At 71.4% G+C, this 18,130-nt stretch carries 14 protein-coding genes; 12 read left to right on the forward strand and 2 right to left on the reverse strand.

The features are described 5' to 3' along the window. Positions 1 to 118: 118 nt before the first annotated feature. Positions 119 to 1,513 carry a hypothetical protein gene (locus tag ACLQ2R_RS28975; protein WP_425963990.1) on the reverse strand — a complete coding sequence of 465 codons (1,395 nt, stop codon included), beginning with the start codon at positions 1,511 to 1,513 and terminating at the stop codon, positions 119 to 121. A gap of 436 nt (positions 1,514 to 1,949) precedes the next feature. Here ACLQ2R_RS28975 and ACLQ2R_RS28980 point away from each other — a divergent pair, with 436 nt between their 5' ends. From ACLQ2R_RS28980 to ACLQ2R_RS28995, 4 genes are all read left to right on the forward strand, one after another. Further along, complete coding sequence (locus tag ACLQ2R_RS28980; protein WP_425963991.1) at positions 1,950 to 3,560, forward strand: ABC-F family ATP-binding cassette domain-containing protein; 1,611 nt, start codon at positions 1,950 to 1,952, stop codon at positions 3,558 to 3,560. Positions 3,561 to 3,623: 63 nt separating this feature from the next. Further along, positions 3,624 to 4,436, forward strand: coding sequence for a hypothetical protein (locus ACLQ2R_RS28985; RefSeq protein ID WP_425963992.1), 813 nt, complete (start codon positions 3,624 to 3,626; stop codon positions 4,434 to 4,436). 453 nt (positions 4,437 to 4,889) lie between these two features. After that, positions 4,890 to 6,812 carry a sigma factor gene (locus ACLQ2R_RS28990; protein WP_425963993.1) on the forward strand — a complete coding sequence of 641 codons (1,923 nt, stop codon included), beginning with the start codon at positions 4,890 to 4,892 and terminating at the stop codon, positions 6,810 to 6,812. A gap of 418 nt (positions 6,813 to 7,230) precedes the next feature. Continuing rightward, the gene (locus ACLQ2R_RS28995) at positions 7,231 to 8,517 is read left to right on the forward strand and encodes a C40 family peptidase (RefSeq protein ID WP_425963995.1); all 1,287 of its coding nucleotides are present in this window, start codon (positions 7,231 to 7,233) and stop codon (positions 8,515 to 8,517) included. 62 nt (positions 8,518 to 8,579) lie between these two features. Here the strand turns inward: ACLQ2R_RS28995 and ACLQ2R_RS29000 are convergent, their stop codons facing one another. Beyond that, the gene (locus ACLQ2R_RS29000) at positions 8,580 to 9,077 is read right to left on the reverse strand and encodes an inorganic diphosphatase (RefSeq protein ID WP_425963996.1); all 498 of its coding nucleotides are present in this window, start codon (positions 9,075 to 9,077) and stop codon (positions 8,580 to 8,582) included. Between the two features lie 126 nt (positions 9,078 to 9,203). On the opposite strand from ACLQ2R_RS29000, the gene dacB reads away from it, so the two are divergent. From dacB to ACLQ2R_RS29040, 8 genes are all read left to right on the forward strand, one after another. Then, on the forward strand, positions 9,204 to 10,562 hold the full coding sequence (gene dacB / locus ACLQ2R_RS29005) for a D-alanyl-D-alanine carboxypeptidase/D-alanyl-D-alanine endopeptidase (protein ID WP_425963997.1): 1,359 nt from the start codon (positions 9,204 to 9,206) through the stop codon (positions 10,560 to 10,562). Positions 10,563 to 10,613: 51 nt separating this feature from the next. After that, positions 10,614 to 11,708, forward strand: coding sequence for a zinc-dependent metalloprotease (locus ACLQ2R_RS29010; protein WP_425963999.1), 1,095 nt, complete (start codon positions 10,614 to 10,616; stop codon positions 11,706 to 11,708). A 176-nt stretch (positions 11,709 to 11,884) separates the two neighbouring features. Beyond that, positions 11,885 to 12,943 carry a tRNA lysidine(34) synthetase TilS gene (gene tilS / locus ACLQ2R_RS29015; RefSeq protein WP_425964000.1) on the forward strand — a complete coding sequence of 353 codons (1,059 nt, stop codon included), beginning with the start codon at positions 11,885 to 11,887 and terminating at the stop codon, positions 12,941 to 12,943. 12 nt (positions 12,944 to 12,955) lie between these two features. After that, a complete protein-coding gene (gene hpt / locus ACLQ2R_RS29020; protein WP_386239485.1) occupies positions 12,956 to 13,513 on the forward strand; it encodes a hypoxanthine phosphoribosyltransferase in 558 nt (185 codons plus the stop codon). Positions 13,514 to 13,795: 282 nt separating this feature from the next. Then, a complete protein-coding gene (gene ftsH, locus ACLQ2R_RS29025) occupies positions 13,796 to 15,820 on the forward strand; it encodes an ATP-dependent zinc metalloprotease FtsH (RefSeq protein ID WP_425964001.1) in 2,025 nt (674 codons plus the stop codon). Positions 15,821 to 15,822: 2 nt separating this feature from the next. Next, on the forward strand, positions 15,823 to 16,410 hold the full coding sequence (gene folE / locus ACLQ2R_RS29030; protein ID WP_425964002.1) for a GTP cyclohydrolase I FolE: 588 nt from the start codon (positions 15,823 to 15,825) through the stop codon (positions 16,408 to 16,410). Between the two features lie 200 nt (positions 16,411 to 16,610). Then, on the forward strand, positions 16,611 to 17,462 hold the full coding sequence (gene folP / locus ACLQ2R_RS29035; RefSeq protein WP_425964003.1) for a dihydropteroate synthase: 852 nt from the start codon (positions 16,611 to 16,613) through the stop codon (positions 17,460 to 17,462). Continuing rightward, on the forward strand, positions 17,459 to 17,899 hold the full coding sequence (locus ACLQ2R_RS29040) for a nuclear transport factor 2 family protein (RefSeq protein WP_386239489.1): 441 nt from the start codon (positions 17,459 to 17,461) through the stop codon (positions 17,897 to 17,899). Before folP ends, ACLQ2R_RS29040 begins: the two co-directional genes overlap by 4 nt. The last annotated feature ends 231 nt before the right edge of the window (positions 17,900 to 18,130 follow it).

An 18,130-nucleotide genomic window follows, 5' to 3' on the forward strand; every position in this document is an offset into this window, starting at 1 on the left:
AGAACCGGGTGACGGAGAAAGCTCGTCGGTCGCGACAAGGGGCGACGCAGCCCTCCCGGCGGGCTCCGGTGTACCGGGTCACCGCCGGGAGGCGCTGGGTCGGTTCGTCACCTGAGGGTCACTGCCAGGTGTCCAGGCGGCAGCCGTCGGTGGTCTTGCCGTTGTTGCAGTGGTTGAGCTGGAGGGCGTCGAGCCGGTAGGCGAAGGTCTGGCCTGCGGGGCTGACCACCGAGATCTGGACGGAGGCCGCTCCGGCCGGGGCGGTCGCCCTGTGCCGGTATTCCGTCCAGGTGCCGGTCAGCGCGGTGGTCGGACCGTCACTGGTGGAGATCAGAGTGTTGGACGCGTTGTACCACGACAGGCGCAGTTTCACGTTGCCGGAGGTGGCGGTGGTCATCTTGGCGAAGAACTTGTAGGCCTGGCCGGCGGTCACCGCGGGTTTGCGGGTGACCGACACGACGCCCTCGGCGTGCGACTGCACGTTCATGGTGAGCGACCGGCGGCCGTCGTAGTGCTTGGCCGAGATCTGTGACGTCGGGCCGGGCGGGGTCACCTGGATCCAGCCGCCGCCCGAGACGCCGAACCCGGTCGGGGTGGCGTACGGCGCGTCGGCCTCGACGGTGCGTTCCTGCGCGGTCAGCAGGTCGTTGCTGTAGCCGATGTCGCAGCAGGTGGGGGTGGTGAGGTAAGGCCAGGCCGCGACGTTCACCTTGCGGGTGTCGGTGGCCTCGTTGCCGGTGTAGAAGGTCGCCGTGGTCTCGCTCGGGTCGTAGTAGTTGTTGAAGTCGTGGTCCAGTTGCCAGTCGTAGACCTGGCTGGACATGACGTCGGGATAGCTGAGGTGGTCGACGGCCTCGGTGACCTTGGGATGGTCCACGTAGAAACCGTCCGCGCCGAGGTGGATCAGTTCGTGCAGCAGGGTGGCGCTGGACCATTCGTCGGCGGTCGCCGCGCACGTCGTCGAGCACCAGGCGGTCGCCGTCCCGTTGAAGTCCTCGAACACCACGTACTTGCGGTTGGCGTTGTCGTATCCCGCCGCGCCGAGATCATCGGGGACCGTGTAGTACGGGGTCTCGCCGCCGATCACGCCGGCCTCGATCTTCTCCGGTATCACCAGCGCGCGGGCGTAACCGGCGTAGGTGCTGGTGTCGTAGCCGGTGCGGCAGCTCAGCTTCAGGTGCTGGTCGTAGTTGGTGGAGTCGTCCAGCTCCAGGTCCATCCGGTCGACCAGCTTGGCGATCTGCTCGACGTGGGTCTCGTAGTTGTTCCCGCCGCCGTCGTGCCAGGCGTAGATCACCTGGATGGCCGGGGTGCTCCCGCTCGCGTTCTTGGGGTCGGACAGCGTCGTGGTGCAGCCACGCTTGGGCACGGAGGCGTCCACCGGCAGTGGGTACGGACCGGTGGGTTCGTTGATGTACGGCGGCGCGAACGCGGCCGCCGGACTCGCCATCGCCAGGACGACGAGTCCCCCCGCGGCGATCGCCGACATGATGCGACGCAGTTTCAGTGACAAAGGTGTTCCTCCCGTTGAGAACCCATGATCGGGAGAGTAATCAGCGCCACTGACGAAACAAATACCCCATTTCAACTATTTTCGGACTACTGAATAAACGTACGATCTTGCTCTGGTATCGGGTTTGCCGTAATTAAAAGTGCAGTACCGATAACGGCTTCAGATGGCTATCTTTTTCTGATAAAAATATAAATAAAGCGCTTTGGGCGATTTAATTATTTATGTTAACAAAAAGGATGGTTTGTGAATTTTGCGTCGTATGGCGGCGACGGACCGGTGGCGGGGCCGGGAGGAGTTCACCGGCTCACGGGCGCCGGGGCGATCTGCTCGCCGTGGGCATGACGACCGGATCGCCGGGCCGTACCGGCTGGAATTGGGATGCCGGACCTGAAACCGGCATGTAGCCTGCGCGGGGACTTGGAAAGAGGGAAGCGCCGTGGGACACGTTGAGGTCGGCCATCTGACATATGTTCTGCCGGACGGGCGGCCGCTGCTGGAGGACATCTCCTTCCGGGTCGGCGAGGGGGTCAAGGCGGCGCTCGTCGGACCCAACGGGGCGGGCAAGACCACGCTGATGCGGTTGATCGCGGGCGACCTGAAACCGGTCGACGGCAGCGTCGCCGGCTCGGGCGGCCTGGGGGTCATGCGGCAGTTCATCGGCAGCATCCGCGACGGCCGGACCGTGCACGACCTGCTGGTCAGCGTGGCCCCGACGCGCGTACGGGAGGCGGCCGCGAGCCTGGAGGCGGCCGAGCTGGTGATGATGGAGCGCGAGGACGAGAAGGCGCAGATGCGCTACGCGCAGGCCATCATCGACTACACCGACGCGGGCGGCTACGACATCGAGGTGCTCTGGGACACCTGCACGATGGCCGCGCTCGGCATCCCCTACGACGACTGCAAGTACCGCGAGGTCAACACCCTGTCGGGCGGCGAGCAGAAGCGGCTGGTGCTGGAGGCGCTGCTGCGCGGCCCCGACCAGACGCTGCTGCTCGACGAGCCCGACAACTACCTGGACGTGCCGGGCAAGCTCTGGCTGGAGCAGGCGCTGCGCGAGACCCCCAAGACCGTGCTGCTGGTCAGCCACGACCGCCAGCTCCTGGCCGAGGCCGCCGACCGGATCATCACCGTCGAGTCCGGCAACGTCTGGGTCCACGGCGGCGGCTTCCGCTCGTACGCGCAGGCGCGCCGGGAGCGCAACGAGCGTCTCGACGAGCTGAAGAAGCGCTGGGACGAGGAGCACGCCAAGATCAAACGGCTGGTCCTGATGCTCAAGCAGAAGGCCAAGTACATGGACACCATGGCCGCCGCCTACCACTCGGCCCAGACCCGGCTGCGCCGGTTCGAGGAGGCCGGGCCGCCCGAGGCCGCGCCCAAGGAGCAGTTCATCAGCATGCGGCTCAAGGGCGGCCGTACCGCAAAGCGGGCCGTGATCTGCGAGGGCCTGGAGCTGACCGGCCTGATGAAGCCGTTCGACCTGGAGATCTGGTACGGCGAGCGGGTGGCGGTGCTGGGATCCAACGGCTCGGGCAAGTCGCACTTCCTGCGCCTGATCGCCGGTGAGGAGGTCCGGCACAGCGGGGTGGCCAGGCTCGGCTCCCGGGTCGTGCCGGGGCATTTCGCCCAGACGCACGCCCGTCCCGAGCTCCTGCGCCGCACGCCGTGCGAGATCGTGATGACCGAGCACGCCCGGCTCAAGAACGAGGCGATGAAGATCCTGTCCCGCTACGAGCTGGCCGGGAGCATCGCCGAGCAGCGCTTCGAGACCCTCTCCGGAGGGCAGCAGGCGCGGCTGCAGATCCTGCTGCTGGAGCTGTCGGGCACCACGCTGCTGCTGCTGGACGAGCCCACCGACAACCTCGACCTGGCCAGCGCCGAGGCCCTGCAGGAGGGTCTGGACGCCTTCGACGGGACCGTGGTCGCGGTCACCCACGACCGCTGGTTCGCCGATGACTTCGACCGGTACCTGGTCTTCGGTTCCGACGGGAAGGTCTACGAATCCTCAGAACCGGTCTGGGACGAGACCAGGGTGGTCCGGCAGAGGTAAAGAGTCGGGCCGCCGTCGGCGTGTCGGGGTGGGTGGGGGAGCCGTGCCGGTTATCACGGCTAGGTGAAGCACAGCACCCGAATCGTCGCAGTCCTGGCCCTGTCGCTGCTCGCCGCGGGCTCCGGCTGCGGCGGCGAGGAGAAGGCGCCGGACACGCCGCTCCAGCCGCTCGCGGTCAGGGAGCAGGCCTCGTCCATCGTGAAGGGCGACGACGGGTACGTGGTGAACTGGGCCGGGGTCCTCGCCAACACCAACCCGTGGCACTTCGGCGAGCACGTCGTGGCCACCGTCGTCGCCGGGGACTCCCAGGGCAAGGAGGTCGTCCGGCTGGACCAGCCGCTGGACGCGGTGCCGCCCGCGGGGACCCTTCCCTTCACCGGCCAGGTGGTGACCCAGGACAGGCCCGTCACGGTGAACATCACCTACCGCCCGGCCCGCTGGCACCAGGCGGGCCGGATCGTCTCGGCCTTCCAGCCCTTCCCGGTGTACGACGTGCTGACCGACCGCACGACCGACGGCGACTACCTGGTCACCGGCTATGTCGGCACCCCGTACGTGACACCGGCCCGCAGCCTGGCCGTCACCGCGCTGCTGCGCGACAAACGGGGGAAGCTGCTGGGCGGCGGGAGCACCTTCGTGGACAACGTCCAGGCGGGTGAGAGGCGCCGGTTCGTCCTGCAGATCAAGAGCGTCGAGGACCCGCGTGACATCGCCTCGGCCGACGTGACCGCGCGGGCCTGGGGATCGAGCAGCCGTCCCTTCGAGCAGCTCGCCATGGGCGGTGCGCTGCCGTTGAACACGGTCAAGCCGAAGATGCCCCCGTTCGCCAAGGATCGCGGCAGGCAGACGCCCCTCGCCGGGGTGATGGGCCCCTGACCGCCTCCGCTCTCCGCTGATCCGGTGCCGTTCCCCCGGAGGTGCACGGTCTGTCCCGGTGATCCGCCGCCGTTCCTCGGAGATGCACGGCTTTTCCCGGATGCCCGCGGCCGTTCCTGCCGGTTCGCGATCGCTCCTCCGGAAATCCATGGATTTTCCGTGATCCACGGCCGTTCCTGCCGGTTCGTGACTGTTCCTCCGGAAACCCGCGGCTGTTCCCGCTGGTCCACGGCCGTTCCTTCCGAGGTCCACGGTCGTTCTCGCTGGTTCGCGGACGTTCCTGCGGAGGTCCGCGATCGAGATGAACAATCCGGTCAAATAGCCATTCATATATTTATGGCGCAATTCTGGAGCGCCTTTTTTTACCGATTCGATTGACCCGGCAAAGACAGTTCTCGTCATTGTCGGCGAACCACTGGAACGTGGTGTGACGAATCCTTTACCGTCAGTGACATGATTGACAGCGTCCTGGTCGAAACCCTGCGTGCGAGGGAGCCCGGGGCTCTCGTCGCCCTCTACGACGCCTACGCCGAGGGCGTCTACCGCTACTGCCGTTCGGTGCTCGCGACCTCCGAGGACGCGCAGGCGGCGTTCCTCGACACCCTCGTCGCCGCCGAGGCCCATGTCCACGCCCTGACCGACCCCCGGCGGCTGGAGGCGTGGCTGTACGCGCTCGCCCGGCGGGAGTGCCTGCGGCGTGTCCCCGCCGGGGCCCCCGAGACGCCCGTGCCCGCCCCCGAGATCACCGGCGGCGACGCCGACCTGCGGGTGATGGCCTGGAACGCCACGCGCAGCCTGTCCCCCGGCGACAGGGAGGTCCTCGACCTGAGCTGCCGGCACGGCTTCGGCCCCCTCGACCTGGGCGCGGTCCTGGGGGTGAGCGCCAAGGCCGCCGGCGCGCTGTACGAGTCGGCCAGGGAGCGCCTGCGCGACGTCGTCACCGCCGAGGTCCTCGTCCGCAAGGGGCCCTACGACTGCGCGGGCAGGGCCCGTCTGCCGGCCGGTTTCGGCGGCGAGCTCACCCCCGAGGCCCGGGAGCGGGTGATCCGCCATGTGAACCGGTGCGACACCTGCGCCCCGCACCGGGTCAGGCAGGTCTCGGCGGCCAAGGTCTTCGACCTGCTCCCGGTGGCCCCGCTGCCGCCCGCGCTGCGCACGCGGGTGATGGACTGCTTCAGCGACCCCGGCCGCGTCCCCTACCGGCGCGAGGTCGCCCAGCGGGCCGCTCCCCTGGACGGCGCCGGGTTCCCCGAGGTCCGGTCTCCCCGAGGCCGTCGCGGTTCCCGGGTGGCGGCCGGAGCGGCGGTGGCGATCGCCGCGGCGGCCGCGATCGCCCTGGTCGTCGTCCAGGCCGTGGCCGATCCGGCGGGCATCCGCTCCGGCGTCGCCTCGGGCGGGTCCCCGGCGGTGGTGGAGCCTCCGTCCGGACACCGGCCGTGGGAGCCGGGGCGACAGGGGACGGCCCTGACGCCGGACCGTGCCGGCGGGGGAGTGGCCGTCGAGCTGGTCGGTTCGCTCGGGTCGGCGCGTTCGCGCGATGACACCGGGGCCGGACCGGGAGACGGTCCGCGACCTCCGGACCACGACCGGACCGGGGAGGCGACCGGGGAGAGAACCGGGGACCGGGCCGGGGAGAGAATCGAGGATCGGGCCGGGGAGGCGACCGGGGAAGGGGCCGAGGACCGGGCCGGGGAAAGGGGCGAGGACCCGATGGAGGCGCCGTCGGAGCGTGGCCCGAGGAACCCGGCCGAGCCTCCGCCGGACGGTCCGGGCGAGACCTCCCGCCCACCCGGCGACGGCCCGGCCGACCGGCCGGGAGGCCCGCTCCGGCCGCCTTCCGTGGAGCCCCCCTCCCCGCGTCTCCCGCACCCCCCGCCCGTGCCGCCGTCCTCGGGGACCGGCACGCCGGACGGCCGCCACGCCGGCCGCCTGCCGCACCGCCGCCACCAGGGGCACCGGCCGCCCCGCCTCTGCGCTCCCGCCGCCACGCCTGCCGGCCGCTCCGACGCCCCCGGGAGGGGGCCGGGTTCCTCCCGGGCGGAACGCACGTCTCCCGCACGCACGTCTCCATCACGGACGTCTCCATCGCGGACGTCTCCATCGCGGACGTCTCCCGCGGACGGCACCCGGCGGTGGCGTCCTGGCCCGGATCGCCCGCACGACGGCTCCCGGCCCGCGTCCGGCGGCCACCGGCCCCGGCCGGAGGCGGCGGACTCGCCGGACACCGGTTCCGGGCGGCGGGAGAACGCCGGGCCGCCCACCCCCACCGGCGCGGACCGGGGACGGCACCTGCCCGGGCCGGTGGGAGCCGAGGAGCCGGTGCACGACGGTCCTCTGGGCGAGGCGCCGCGGGCCGACGGGCAACGGAACAGGTGATCGGCGGGGCCCGTGGACGGGAGAGCCCTTTGTTCGGCGGGCCTCGCGGGGGAGAGTGCCCGCGTCCGGCTGACCCGTCCGCGAGGTGCCGGGGACCTCGCCCGCGGGAGTAGGGTGACGGACGGTCGTCACGGGGTGTGAGCGGCAGGTGTGCGCGGAGTGATCGGCGGGAATGGTGAGAGATGCCGCCTGGGGGCGGTACGCGCCGCTCTGGGGGCGGCACCGCGTCACGCGGCACCGCAACCATGCGGCACCGCGTCATGTGGCACCGCGCCACACGGCACCGTGTCATGTGGCACCGCGCCACACGGCACCGCGTCATGTGGCACCGCGCCACACGGCACCGTGTCACGTGGCGCCGCGCCGTACGGCGCTCCGCGTCATGCGCGGCACACAGGGGGACTCCGGGGGGAGAAGCATGGGTTCAATCGGACGGCGCCGCCATGTCGCCGCGGTGGCGGGCCTGGCCTGCTGCCTGATCGCCGGGCCCGGGCTTCCCGCCGGTGCCGTGCCCGGCCTCCTCTCCCCGCCCGACGACGGCGCGCCCGGCAGCGTACGGGGCCCGTCGGCCACGGAGGTCGCCGAGGCGCGGGCCAGGGCCCGTGAGCGCGCTGAGCGCCTCGGCACCGCCACGGCCCTGGTCGCCGAGGCGCAGGCCAGGCTGGAGGGGCTGACGATCCACGCGGAGCGCCTCGTCGAGGCCTACAACGGGGAGCTCGTCAGGACGGCCCGCGCGCGGGAGCTCGCCGAACGGTCGGCCGAGCAGTCCCGGATCGCCGGCTCCGAGGTCGACGAGGCCCGCCGGACGGTGGCCGCGATCACCGCCCAGAACTACGGCGGTCTCGACCCGAGCGATCCGCTGATGACCATGATGGGCGGGGGCGGCACCTCCGACGACGGCTACCTGCGCCGGGCCAGCATCCTGGCCCACATGGGCGGCGGCCAGGCCGAGAGGCTGAGACAGCTGCGCGAGGCCCTGGAGGTCTTCGCCATCCTGAGGGAACAGGCCGGGGACGCCTACGCCCGGCAGCGGGAGGCCGCGGCCGCGGCCGAGGAGGCCAAACGGGCCGCCGAGGAGGCCGTGGCCGAGCAGGTCGAGGAGACCCGGCGGATCGAGCGGGAGCGGGCGCTGCTGGAGAGGCAGGCCGACGAGGCGCGCGGTGCCGCCGACCTGCTCGCCAGGGAACGCGCCGCGGCCCTGGAGCGGGCCAGGATCGCCAGGGAGAACGCCGAGCGTGCCCGGTTCCAGCAGGCGGCGCTCCGCCGCGAGGCGGCGCGGGCGCGGGTGGCGGCGGGACAGCCCGCCTCCCACTGGGCGCGGGACGTGGCGGAGGGGTCGGTCAGGGGCGACATCGCCGCCGACTGGGCGCTCACCCAGCTCGACAAGCCGTACGTGTGGGCGGCGGCGGGACCGGCCGCCTACGACTGCTCGGGGCTGACGATGCGGGCCTGGGAGCGGGTCGGGGTCGCCATCGACCACTGGACCGGCACCCAGTGGACCTCGGGGCCGCACGTCCCGATCAGCGAGCTCCGCCGGGGCGACCTGCTCTTCTACGGCCAGATCACCCGCGACCCCGGGGACATCCACCACGTCGGGATCTACATCGGCCAGGGACTGATGGTGCACGCCCCGCAGACGGGCGACGTGGTCCGGGTCGCGCCGATGTGGCGCAGCGACCTGGTCGGCGCGACCCGTCCCGCCTGACGTCCCGCCCGATGTGCCGCTGCCGCACCGGGCCGGGTGCCCGCACCCGGCCCGGGAACGATCTAGTGCGCGCCGAGGACGTCGTCCTTGGCCCGCTGGATGGAGCGCACGATCTCCTCCTCGGCCTCCACCCTGCCGACCCAGTTGGCGCCCTCGACGGACTTGCCGGGCTCCAGGTCCTTGTAGACCTCGAAGAAGTGCTGGATCTCCAGCCGGTCGAACTCCGGTACGTGGTGGATGTCGCGGATGTGCTCCATCCGGGGGTCGGTGGCGGGGACGCACAGGACCTTGTCGTCGCCGCCCTTCTCGTCGGTCATCCGGAACATGCCGACCGCGCGGCACTTGATCAGACAGCCGGGGAAGGTCGGTTCCTGCAGGAGCACCAGGGCGTCGAGCGGGTCGCCGTCCTCGCCGAGGGTGTCCTCGATGAAGCCGTAGTCGGCGGGGTACTGCGTGGAGGTGAACAGCATGCGGTCGAGCCTGATGCGGCCCGACTCGTGGTCCACCTCGTACTTGTTCCGTTGCCCCTTGGGAATCTCAACGAGAACGTCGAACTCCACCGCGGTTCCTCCACTCAACCCTCCGGGCACCCCCGGTTGGGCGTTAATGTCTCGTAAGCGTTTTATGCCTGATAGTTGTGACGATGAGAGGTCGGCGGCGTGATGCGGCGTGATCGGTGGGTGGCCGTGGCCACTCTCGTCCTGCTGCAGATTTTCGTCGTCGCGGCCGGCGCGTACCTGCTCACCGGTGATGCGCTGGTCCGGGGGGTACCCGAGCAGGTGGCGTCGGCGAAGCCGCCCCCCGTCCCGGTCATCACCGCGGGTCCGGTGCTGGCCGCGGGGGGGAACGGGCCTCTCCCTGCCAAGGGTACTTTGGCGGAGCGGCTGACCAAGGCGTTGGGGGACCCGGCGCTGGGCGACAGCGTCGGCGCCGCGGTCCTCGACGCGGAGACCGGCACCGTGCTGTTCGGCAGCGGCGCCGCCGAGGGCCTCACCCCCGCCTCCACCACCAAGGTGGTCACCTCGGTCGCCGCGCTCGCCTCCCTGGGCGCCGACGCCCGGCTGAGCACCCGCGTGGTGCGGGGCTCCTCGCCCGGCACGATCGTCCTCGTCGGCGGCGGCGACCCCACGCTGGCGAGCCCCCGGGCGGCGGCCCGCCAGGTCTACCCCCGGCCCGCCGCGCTCGCCACGCTCGCCTCGCGTACCGCCAGGGCGCTCAAGGCGGCCGGGACGGCCAGGGTGACGGTGGCCTACGACGACTTCCTCTACAGCGGGCCGCGCACCGCCGCGACGTGGAAGCCCGGGTACGTGCCCGAGGGCAGCGTCGCCCCGGTCACGGCGCTCATGCTCGACGAGGGCAGGGTCTCCCCCGGCGACGGCGGCCGGGTCCCCGACCCCTCCCGCGCGACCCACACCGCGTTCGTGTCGCTGCTGTCGAGGTACGGGGTGAAGGTCTCCTCCTCGGCCAGGCGGTCCCGGGCCCCGGCGGGCGCACAGGAGCTCGCCCGCGTCGACTCCGCCCCGGTCTATGCCCTGGTCGAGCGGGCTCTCACGCTCAGCGACAACGACCTGTCGGAGGCGCTGGCCCGGCACGTGGCGATCAAGGAGGGTAAGCCCGCCTCCTTCGACGGCGGCGCCGCGGCCGTGGGCGCGGTGCTGGCCAGGCTCGGCGCGGACCGGGGGGTGAGGGTCTTCGACGGCAGCGGGCTCTCGCCGCGGAACCGCATCACCCCCGAGGCGCTGGCCCGCCTGGTCGCGGTGGCGACGGCCCCGGGCAACCCCGGCCTGCACGCGATCACCGGCGGCATGCCGATCTCCGGCTTCAGCGGAACCCTGGGACACCGCTTCGACCGGCTGCGCTCCGCCTACGGGCTGATCCGCGCCAAGACGGGCACCCTGAACGGGGTCAACACCCTGGCCGGGATGACCGTCACGCGGGCCGGACGCCTGGTGACCTTCGCGTTCATGGCCGACGACGTCCCACCCGGCTGGGGCAAGGCGGAGGCGGCCCTGGACCGGCTCGCCGCGACGGTCGCCTCCGGCTGATCACGGGTTCCGGGTGCGCGGCCGGACGAGTGAGCACGTACGGTGGACGGTATGCAGGTGATCGATTGGGACCTTGCCGTAGCGACCGGAACGCGCCTGGTGCGCCCCGGGCCGCAAGTGAGCCGAGAGGAGGCCCGCCAGGCCGTCGCCGATCTTCGACGGCTCTCGCGCGAGGCCGAGGGGCACGTCCGCGAGTTCACCCGGATCGACACCGAGACCGCGCCGCAGACCGCCACGATCGTGGACCGGCCCGGCTGGATCAAGGCCAACGTCGAGGGCTTCCGGGTGGTGCTGGAGCCGTTCACCGAGCGGATGGCCGCCCGCAGGGACCAGACGCCCGCCATCGTGAGCGCGGTGGGCTCGCGCGTCACCGGCGTCGAGGTGGGCGCGGTGCTCGCCTTCCTGGCCTCCCGGGTTCTGGGGCAGTACGAGCTGTTCCTGCCGCCGGACCCGACCGGCCAGGCGCCCACCGGCCGGCTCACCCTGGTCGCGCCGAACATCGTTCACGCCGAGCAGGAGCTCAACGTGAACCCGCGTGACTTCCGGCTCTGGGTCTGCCTGCACGAGGAGACCCACCGGGTGCAGTTCACCGGTGTCCCCTGGCTGCGCGAGTACGTCCGGTCGCAGACGACCGACTTCCTGCTGGCCTCCGACATCGACCTGCCCGTCCTGCTGGAGCGGCTCCGCTCGGCCGCGGGCACGTTCACCGACGTGGTCAGGGGCGGCGAGGGCAACCTGATCGACGCCATCCAGACGCCCGAGCAGAAGGTGATCCTCGACCGGCTCACCGCGGTGATGACGTTGGTCGAGGGGCACGGCGACTACGTGATGGACGCGGTCGGCCCCTCGGTGGTGCCCTCGGTCGCCGACATCCGCTCCAAGTTCCACCACCGCCGCGAGGGCGGCTCCCGCCTGGACCGCACGGTCCGCAGGCTGCTCGGCCTCGACCTCAAGATGAAGCAGTACGCCGAGGGCTCGGCCTTCGTCCGCACGGTCGTGGGCCGGGTGGGCATCGACGGTTTCAACAAGGTGTGGACCTCGCCGGATACCCTTCCGACCCAGGCCGAGATCGCCGCCCCGGAGCGCTGGATCTCCCGGGTCGTCGACACCCCGGCCATCCCGGAGTCCAGCGGCACCGTCGGCTGAGTGACCGGCGGCCGGCCGGCCGGCCGCCGGTCCGCTCCGTCCCGTCGTGGTGTCGCGCACCGCGCCCTGCCCGGCCTCGCTCCGCCGCCTCGCCGGGGACGCGGGGCCCGCTCCGCGGTGACGGTGTGACCTGACCCGTCCCGTGCTGTCGCCGGAGGCCGGGCGGAGGCCGGACAATGGCGGTCATGGGTCCGCATCCCGCCGTCGCCGACGTCCGCCGTGCCGTACGGCTCGCGCTGGGCGACCTGGAGCCGGGCCGGTCGGTGCTGGCCGCGTGCAGCGGCGGCGCCGACTCCCTGGCCCTGGCCGCCGCGCTGGGGTTCGTCGCGCCGCGCGCCGGGCTCCGCGCCGGCCTGCTGACCGTCGACCACGGCCTGCAACCGGGTTCCGGCGAGCGCGCGGACGACGTGGTCGCCCTCGCGCCCGCCCTGGGGCTGGACCTCGCCGAGGCATTGCCGGTCTCGGTGGGCACCGAAGGAGGCCCGGAGGCCGCGGCCCGGCAGGCGCGGTACGCGGCCCTGTCGCGGGCGGCGGAGCGGCTCGGCGCCGAGGCCGTGCTGCTCGCGCACACCAGGGACGACCAGGCCGAGACCGTGCTGCTCGGCCTGGCCAGGGGGAGCGGCACCCGCTCGCTGGCCGGCATGCCCGCCCGGGCGGGCCTCTACCGCCGGCCGCTGCTGGGGATCGGCCGCGCCACGACCGTGGCGGCCTGCGCGGCGCTCGGCCTGACCCCGTGGCAGGACCCGCACAACCTCGACGCCCGCTTCACCCGCGTCCGGGTCAGGAGGCGGCTGCTGCCCGCCCTGGAGGACGAGCTCGGCCCGGGGATGGCCGAGGCGCTCGCCAGGACCGCCGCCCTGTGCCGGGACGACGCCGACGCGCTCGACGCCTGGGCGGACGAGGTCTACGACCGCTCGGCCACCCGCGACCGTCCACCCCCTCACGACCGCTCGGACACGGTGGATTGCGCTCTTAGCGATATCGTCACGGTGCGGGTGGCCGTACCGAGGCTGGAGGGCCTTCCGGCGGCGGTGCGCCGCCGGGTGCTGCGGCGGGCGGTGATCGACGCCGGGGCCCCGCCCGGCACGCTCGCGGCCTCGCACGTGCTCCAGATCGACCGTCTCGTGACGGCCTGGAGGGGTCAGCGGCGTATAGAGGTGCCCGGGGGGGTGGCGGTGGTCCGGCGGTATGACACCCTGATATTCGCCAGACAGGTAGACAGCCCCTTTTCGTAAGGAAATTCCCAGGTGGACGCAGCCGACATTGGCAGGGATCTCGCAAAGGTCCTGATTCCCGAGGAAGAGCTCCAGGCCAAGATCAAGGAGCTCGCGAGCCGGATCGACGAGGACTACGCGGGCAAGGACCTGCTGCTCGTGGGGGTGCTCAAGGGCGCGGTCATGGTCATGGCGGACCTGGCCAGGGCCCTGCACCTGCCCGTGCAGATGGACTGGATGGCCGTGTCGTCCTACGGGGCCGGCACCAGGTCGTCGGGGGTCGTCCGGGTGCTGAAGGACCTCGACACCGACATCGCCGGACGTCACGTGCTGGTCGTGGAGGACATCATCGACTCCGGCCTGACCCTGTCGTGGCTGGTGCAGAACCTGCGCTCACGCGATCCCGCCTCGGTGGAGATCTGCGCGGCGCTGCGCAAGCCGGAGGCGGTGAAGGTGCCGATCGACGTGAAGTACATCGGTTTCGACATCCCCGGCGAGTTCGTCATCGGCTACGGCCTCGACTACGCCGAGCGCTACCGCAACCTCCCGTTCATCGGGACCCTCGCCCCCCACGTGTACGGAGCGGGCTGAAAAGTACGCCCTGCGCGAAGTGTGTCATTCACAAACGCGACATTGCCCATAGCGGCGGGGAACACGGACCTACCTGACGTACGTTGGTAGGGCAAAGCCGGTGTGGACCGCGCGGGTAACCCCGCGCGTCGCGCCGGTGTACCTTCGGACGACCGAGGGGGTGGCCGAGGCCGCCCCCGGGGTAGTCAGTTGGAGCGGTTAGGGATACCGCGAACCCCGGGTTCGCCCGGGGTTGCCAGGCTCTGGTCAGGAAGGGACGGGCCCGCCGGGGTTCCGCATCGGATGGATCTCAAGCGATTTACACGTGGGCCACTGCTGTGGATCCTGGGCATCGTCGTCGTGCTTCTTCTCGCCTCCACCATGCTCGGCGGGGACGGCAACTTCGAGAAGAGGGACACCTCCCAGATCATCAGCTGGATCGACGGGGGCAAGGTCTCCAACGCCAAGGTCATCGACAAGGACCAGCGCATCGAGGTCACGCTGACCGACAAGAAGCGCTACTACTCCATGTGGGTGGCCGGTCAGGGCGTCCAGCTCACCCAGAAGCTCGAGGCGGCGGCCAAGGCCAACCGGCTCCCCGGCGGTTACAACGTCGAGGTGCCCCAGCAGAGCTTCCTCGTCGGGCTGCTGGTGAGCTTCCTGCCGATCGTCTTCATCGTGCTGATCTTCCTGTTCGTCATGAACCAGATGCAGGGCGGCGGCTCCCGGGTGATGAACTTCGGGAAGTCGAAGGCGAAGCTCATCACCAAGGACACCCCCAAGACCACCTTCGCCGACGTCGCGGGCGCCGACGAGGCCATCGAGGAGCTCCAGGAGATCAAGGAGTTCCTCCAGGCCCCGGCCAAGTTCCAGGCGATCGGCGCGAAGATCCCCAAGGGCGTGCTGCTCTACGGTCCCCCCGGAACCGGCAAGACCCTGCTCGCCAGGGCCGTCGCCGGTGAGGCGGGGGTGCCGTTCTACTCCATCTCCGGTTCCGACTTCGTGGAGATGTTCGTCGGTGTCGGCGCCTCCCGGGTCCGCGACCTGTTCGAGCAGGCCAAGGCGAACGCCCCGGCCATCATCTTCATCGACGAGATCGACGCGGTGGGCCGCCACCGTGGCGCCGGTCTCGGCGGCGGGCACGACGAGCGCGAGCAGACGCTGAACCAGCTCCTCGTCGAGATGGACGGCTTCGACGTCAAGGGCGGCGTGATCCTGATCGCCGCGACCAACCGGCCCGACATCCTCGACCCCGCGCTGCTGCGCCCGGGCCGTTTCGACCGGCAGGTCACCGTCGACCGCCCCGACCTGGAGGGCCGCAAGGGCATCCTCAAGGTGCACGGGCGCGGCAAGCCGTTCGCCGAGGGCGTCGACCTCGACATCATCGCCCGCCGGACGCCCGGGTTCACCGGTGCCGACCTGGCCAACGTGATCAACGAGGCCGCGCTGCTCACCGCGCGGGCCGACCAGAAACTGATCACGATGGAGCTCCTCGAGGAGTCCATCGACCGCGTGATGGCCGGTCCCGAGCGCAAGTCCCGCCTCATGTCGGACCAGGAAAAGAAGATCATCGCGTACCACGAGGGCGGTCACGCCCTGGTCGCGCACGCGCTGCCCAACTCCGACCCGGTCCACAAGATCACGATCCTGTCCCGCGGACGCGCCCTCGGCTACACGATGACGCTGCCGATGGAGGACAAGTTCCTCGCGACCCGCTCGGAGATGCTGGACCAGCTCGCGATGCTGCTCGGCGGCCGTACGGCGGAGGAGCTCGTCTTCCACGAGCCCACCACCGGCGCCTCCAACGACATCGAGAAGGCCACCACCATCGCCCGCCGCATGGTCACCGAGTACGGCATGAGCGAGCAGCTCGGCGCCCGCAAGTTCGGCAGCGGCAACAGCGAGGTCTTCCTCGGCCGCGAGATGGGCCACGAGCGCGACTACTCCGAGAAGATCGCCTCCACGATCGACGAGGAGGTCCGCCGCCTCATCGAGTCCGGGCACGACCAGGCCTGGGAGATCCTCGTCGAGTACCGTGACGTGCTCGACAACCTGGTGCTGGAGCTGATGGAGAAGGAGACCCTCTCCCGCGACCAGGTGCTGCAGATCTTCGCGCCGATCGTGGTCAGGGAGAAGCGTCCCTCCTACTCCGGCTACGGCAAGCGGCTGCCCTCCAACCGCCCGCCGATCCTGACCCGCAAGGAGCAGTCCGGCAACGGCTCGCTCCCGGCCGGTGAGCAGGCGGCCGGCGGCAACGGGGCCGGCGGCAACGGGGCCCTTCCCGCCGGGGCGGGACATCCCGACTCGGTGCCCAGGGACGGGAACTGATCATGGGAGGCGTGCAGCCGCTCAAGGTCGACGCGGTCCGCCTGGAGAACGCCGTCCGGGAGATCCTCATCGCCATCGGTGAGGACCCCGACCGGGACGGCCTCCAGCAGACCCCGGCCCGGGTGGCCCGTGCCTACGCCGAGCAGTTCGCCGGGCTGGGCCAGACGCCCGAGGACGTGCTGACCACGGTCTTCGACGTCGACCACGACGAGATGGTGCTGGTACGCGACATCGAGGTCTACTCGACGTGCGAGCACCACCTCGTGCCGTTCCACGGCGTCGCCCACGTCGGCTACATCCCGAACGTCAAGGGGCAGGTCACCGGCCTGTCCAAGCTGGCCCGCCTGGTCGACGTCTACGCCCGGCGCCCCCAGGTGCAGGAGCGGATGACGTCGCAGATCGCCGACGCGCTGATGAACGTGCTCCAGCCGCGCGGCGTGATCGTCGTGATCGAGTGCGAGCACCTCTGCATGACCATGCGGGGCGTCCGCAAGCCCGGGGCCAAGACGATCACCTCGGCCGTCCGCGGGGACTTCCGCAGCAGCGACAAGACCCGCGCCGAGGCGATGGCCCTCATCATCCGCCGCTGAGACCGGCGCCGGATCCGCCACCGGATCCGCTGCCGGGTCTTCTCCCCGGCCGGGGTTTCCCGGCCGGGCCGGGGACCCTCCGGTGACGTACGGTGAGATGTCCGGTGGTGGCGCGTTCCACGGCGGGTGTGCGGATTCGTTATGGCGCAAGCCGGACCCACGACACAGGCGGGACACGGACAACGCCTAGGCTTGTCCGCATGACTACGTGGAGTGTGCCCGGGCTGCCGGACGCGGGCCGGTGTCTCGTGATGGGCGTGGTCAACGTGACTCCCGACTCCTTCTCCGACGGCGGCCGGTGGTTCGACCCCGACGAGGCCGTTCGCCACGGCCTGGAGCTGGTCGAGCAGGGCGCCGACATCGTCGACGTGGGCGGCGAGTCCACCAGGCCCGGCGCCGCGCGGGTGCCCCTGGAGGAGGAGCTGGCCAGGGTCGAGCCGGTCGTGCGGGGGCTGAGCCGCGAGGGCGTCACCGTCAGCGTCGACACGATGCGGGCCGAGGTCGCCCAGACGGCCGTGGAGGCCGGGGCGGGGATGGTCAACGACGTCAGCGGCGGGCTGGCCGATCCCGAGATGCCCAGGGTGGTCGCGGCCTCGGGCGTGCCGTACGTGGTGATGCACTGGCGGGGGCACAGTCACGCCATGGACCGCCGGGCGGTGTACGGCGACGTGGTGGGCGAGGTCCGCGAGGAGCTGGCCAAGCGGGTCGCCTCCGTGCTGGCCGAGGGGGTGAGCGAGCGGCAGATCGTGCTCGACCCGGGGCTGGGCTTCTCCAAGAACCCCGAGCACAACTGGGCCCTGATCGCGGGCATCGACCGGCTCGCCGAGCTGGGGTACCCGCTCATCGTCGGGGCGTCGAGGAAGCGGTTCCTGGGCCGCCTGCTGGCGGGCCCGGACGGCACGCCCCGCCCCTTCATCCACAGTGACGACGCCACCCTCGCCGTGACCGCGCTCGCCGCGCGGGCGGGGGCCTGGTGTGTACGCGTGCACGATGTCCGCCCGAACGCGGACGCCGTCCGTGTGGCTGCCGCAGTTCAGGGAGCGAGATCATGAGCGTCGACACCACCGCCGTCGAGACGGTCAACCAGGAGTTCTACACCGCCATCGAGAACGCCGACCTGGACCGGATGACCGAGATCTGGGCCGAGGACATCGAGGGTGAGCAGATCAGTTGCGTGCACCCCGGGTGGCCGATCGTGAACGGCCGCCAGGAGGTGCTGCGCTCCTGGGCGCTGATCATGGCCAACACGCCCTACATCCAGTTCGTGCTGACCGACGTCCGCGTCATGGTCCTCGGCGACGTCGCCGTCCTCACCTGCGAGGAGAACATCCTCACCGCGGGCGACGAAGGTGATTCCAGCTTCGCCGCGGGCAAGGTGGTGGCGAGCAACACCTACGTGCGCACGTCGGCGGGGTGGCGGCTCTGGCTGCACCACGGCTCCCCCGTGCTGCAGGGCGACGACGAGGACGAGGACGAGGAGACCGCGTGAGCGAGCGCACCGGCGGACGGCACGGCGACGGCGACCCCCCGCACGCGGGGAGCGCCCCCCGGACCGGTGACGACGCCCGGGCGGGCGGTGACGGCGGGACCGGCGGCGGAGGTACGGATGAGGGCTGGACCGGCGACGGCGGGATCGGTGACGCGGCCGGTGCCGGGCCGTACGATGCCGGGCCGCACGATCCGGCGCCGCTGCGGATCCACGACGGGGTCAGCGAGCTGA

Source organism: Streptosporangium sp. DT93, from assembly GCF_049844535.1.
Taxonomy (GTDB): domain Bacteria; phylum Actinomycetota; class Actinomycetes; order Streptosporangiales; family Streptosporangiaceae; genus Streptosporangium.